Source organism: Nostoc sp., assembly GCF_035638895.1.
GTDB lineage: Bacteria > Cyanobacteriota > Cyanobacteriia > Cyanobacteriales > Nostocaceae > Nostoc.
In genome coordinates this window covers 1-3,624 of the sequence record NZ_DASQZC010000112.1, presented here as the reverse complement: position 1 = coordinate 3,624, position 3,624 = coordinate 1, and the positions used below count along the sequence as shown (strand labels likewise).

Sequence of the window (3,624 nt, the reverse complement as noted above, 5' to 3'; positions counted from 1 at the left end):
ATCGCCTTTTAATCTAGCTCTTAAAGCAGGTAAAGCATCAACGCGATATAAATTACTAAAACCTGGGGGTAATTCGGCTCGAAAGCTTTCTGCAACAAATAGCAAACGATTTTGAACCTGTTTTTGCTCTTCGGGTTCGAGTAAGTTAAGAAAATTAGCGACAAAAACAACAGTTTTAATACCGCGATCTAATAGCCAATCTCGTAAGTTTTCCCGCTCACCTAAAGTCATTAACTTACGTGCATCTAATAATTGTATAACTAAATCTGCACTTAAAAGTTGTTCTCTAACCAAATTATCTTGTTCATCTCTATCATTAGTTCCTGGTAAATCGAGAAATTCTACACCTGTTTCTAAGAAGGGATGCGGACAAAAAATTTCCACAGATGCTACATCTTTTCGCATCTGTCTATTGCCATCAAGAATTGCAAATTGTTGTAAAATTTCTGTGCCACTACGATAGACTTCTGTACCGTCTACCAACATGATGCGAGTTCGCACATCAGAACCATACTTAACAGTAATCGCTGCGCCTGTAGTGGGAATTAAATCAATTGGTAAGGTGCGATTCCCTAACATGGCATTCAGCAAGGTAGATTTACCATGATTAAAAGGGCCAAATACCGCAATCCGAAAGCTAGGATTAACGAGATGATTGCAAATGGTAATTATATCTTGATGCAGTTGCGATTTGCGTTCTAAATTCAGTAATGCAGATGCAGATTTAAGAGAATCTGCTAAATCCTTATAACCTTCATACTGTTGTTGCATAGTTCCTCGTTCCCAGTCTCCGTCTGGTAATGCAATTACCTTACATTCTTATAGTTATGGGAGGCGGAGCCTCCCAATAGGTATTCCCAGCTTCTAGCTGGGAACGAGAGTAATGAGATTTATCAACTATAATAAGCTAATAAATTGCTATACGCCGCCTCGATTTTTTGCAACTGAGCTATTACATCTTCCTGTAAGTTTTTTAAACGGTTGAACTCATTCTCACGGTTTATTTCGCGGGTTTGTTTCTGCTTGACTAGATTATCTAATTCAGATTTGCGAGAGAGAATATCATCATTAATCCGCTTACCCACTTCTCTTTCGTAAGAATCAAAACACTCTTTTACAGCATTGTATACAACCTGAGATTGCTCATGTGCGACTTGGGGTAGATGTTTAACTAACTCTTTTTTGGCCGTTTTAACTAACTCTTTACGCGCTTGTTCTGCTTGCAAAAATCCTACTCCTAAACCTAGTAGTGCAAACCCGATGGGGCCAAGAAAAATACCTGTCACTGCTGTAATTATCCCGCCAACGCCAATTACAGTAAAGTAGTTTAACAAGATATTTTTCCAATCAAATCCAGCCCCTGCTAGTGCGAAACCAGCAAGATTTCCCTTAGACAGTGATAACAATCCCATTGCCCATTTTGCCCAGCCGGGAGAGTTATCTTCTTCAGTTGTAGTAGTAGGATTTACTTTGACGTTTTGTCCGGTGAGTTTTTCTGTGATTTGATCTGTAACTTGACTGTAAGACGCGCCATATTGTGCAGCACTGCGAGAAAGTTCTTTAAAAGCTGCATTGATATCTTTTTCAGCAGTTAATGTCCAAGCAGCAGATTTGTCAGTGATATATTGCTCAAAGGCTTTTTGCAGTGCGGTATTAAATGCTTCTCGTTTACCACTACTGAGAAAATCAAACAAATTTAATTCTGGCTGATAGCGCAAGAAATCAGTTTCAAAAGTATCACCCAAATTTAAAACGTAGCCGCGAAAAGATTCGGAAATCGTTCTTGCTTGAGTGTCTCTGGTATTGATAATTTCTTTTTGAAATTCATCTCGAATACCTGTGAGTTTGTTAAACTCTGGTTCTACTGAATCAATGCGTTTTTTTAATTCATTTACATCTTGATCTAGTAATGGTATGCGCCTTGCAACTGCTTCGCGGGTATGATTGCAGGCAAGTCTTGCCAAGGTTCTCACTTGACGGAGTTCTGCGATCGCACGTTCTCTGGTAAGAAAAGTATTAAGGGCTTCCATAAACTTTGGAAAGCCAGTCCCGTCTAAATCAGCCTGGGGATTTTTCAACCGTCGTCTGAGTGCTTGAATTGACGAAAGCTCAAACACTCGTTCGTCATAAATATTCTGACCTTCTACAGTACAATATTCTGCTAAGTTCGCGTTAAATACTTGGCGCAATCTATTCTCAGATGCTTGTAATTCTTCAACATCATCAGGATCAATGAGTGATTCTCGTACCTGATCCCAAGCATTAACTAAGAAGAAAACTGTCAACCCTCGACCTTTGATATAATTTTCTAGGTAGCGACGCTCACCCAAAGTACAAGGTTGAGAAGCTCTCATGACAAACAAAATTGCATGGCAGTTATTTACATAACCCAAAGATAATTCGTTTCGCGCTTCTGTATCATTCAATCCCGGACTATCGACAATTTCAATTCCCTTTTCTAGTAGCGTTAGGGGATACTCAACTACTGCATAATCAACATCTGGAAAGGCTTGTTTTTTCTCCTGCTCTAGTTTTTTAGCTTCAGCCGGATCAATAGTATATTTATATTTAAAGTTCTGAAAGTCTAACTGTTGTGGGCTTTTCCCATTATTAAAATGAATGGTAACTTTCTTTTCTGGGCCATAACGTAAAACTGTTAATACTGCGGTACAAGGGTTAACATCGCTCGGTAATAGATTTTCCCCAATTAAGGCATTGAGAAACGTACTTTTCCCGCGTTTCATATCGCCTAATACCAAAAGGCGAAATACACCTTGGCGGAGGTTTTTACTAGCTATTGTAATATCTTCAATATCTCGCTCTAAACTGAGTTTTCCTGATGAAGAGTCTCCAGTCAACTCAGCTTGATTAATTGTTTCAGCTAGTTTACTCAGACATACAGAAATCTCCGATCGCACTTGAGCAACCCGCTCTAAATCTTGGATAAATCTGTCAGTTGCTACTTGCTCAGTCATAAAAATATACCTTAATTAAAGATTGGTTTTTTTAGATTCCAAAAATAATTTGTAAGACATCCACCCCAGCGCACCAACAATAATAAATCCAGCTAACACTGAGGCTATTCTCACTGCAACTAGTGCTACCACACCAAGAGCAAAAAGCTTTCCACCCAGAATTACTTTATTCATCCAAGGTTTCTGAGAATTTTCTGGTTGATGCTTCACAGTTTGATGAAAAGCCGCATCGTTAGGATGGAGATTAGTTTCCATTTCCCGGAGTCGCAATTCAACTTCTCGTTCTCGTAATATACGTTCTCGGTGTTCAAGTTCTTTTTCGCGATTGCTTTCAGATGTCATCGGTATCCGCTCCGTCTAAAACAAAGAAAAGATGTCAGCATTTATATCATGTCCGCTTGATTGCTTATTAAACTCGAAGAACCCCACCCCGCCAAAGCTATGCTTTGTCTCCCCTCCCCGCTTGCGGGGAGGGGATTAAGGGGAGCCAGGTCTTCTCCCAAAGGGAGAGGCTAGCGCCAAGGGGTCTCCCCAAGTGGAGCATCTGGCGTGTGGGGTGTAATGACTGTGGTTAGCATAACTATATTATGCGGACATGATATTACTCGTTAATTATGCTGTATCGTAACTCACTTAAATATTTAAAAAC

3 protein-coding genes are annotated in these 3,624 nt (G+C 39.7%); all 3 read right to left on the bottom strand.

What is annotated here, in order from left to right; genetic code table 11:
• Positions 1 to 771 (bottom strand): dynamin family protein (locus VE944_RS05080; RefSeq protein ID WP_324973213.1); only part of this gene is annotated, 771 nt, incomplete at its 3' end.
• Positions 772 to 893: 122 nt separating this feature from the next.
• Positions 894 to 2,975, bottom strand: coding sequence for a dynamin family protein (locus VE944_RS05075; protein ID WP_324973210.1), 2,082 nt, complete (start codon positions 2,973 to 2,975; stop codon positions 894 to 896).
• 15 nt (positions 2,976 to 2,990) lie between these two features.
• Entirely contained in the window at positions 2,991 to 3,317 is a 327-nt protein-coding gene (locus tag VE944_RS05070; RefSeq protein ID WP_324973207.1) for a DUF3040 domain-containing protein, read from the bottom strand.
• Positions 3,318 to 3,624: the final 307 nt, after the last annotated feature.

Bases quoted from the DNA above. Each gene is read 5' to 3' on its own strand.
- VE944_RS05075 (WP_324973210.1), bottom strand. From the start codon at position 2,975: ATGACTGAGCAAGTAGCAACTGACAGATTTATCCAAGATTTAGAGCGG.
- VE944_RS05070 (WP_324973207.1), bottom strand. From the start codon at position 3,317: ATGACATCTGAAAGCAATCGCGAAAAAGAACTTGAACACCGAGAACGT.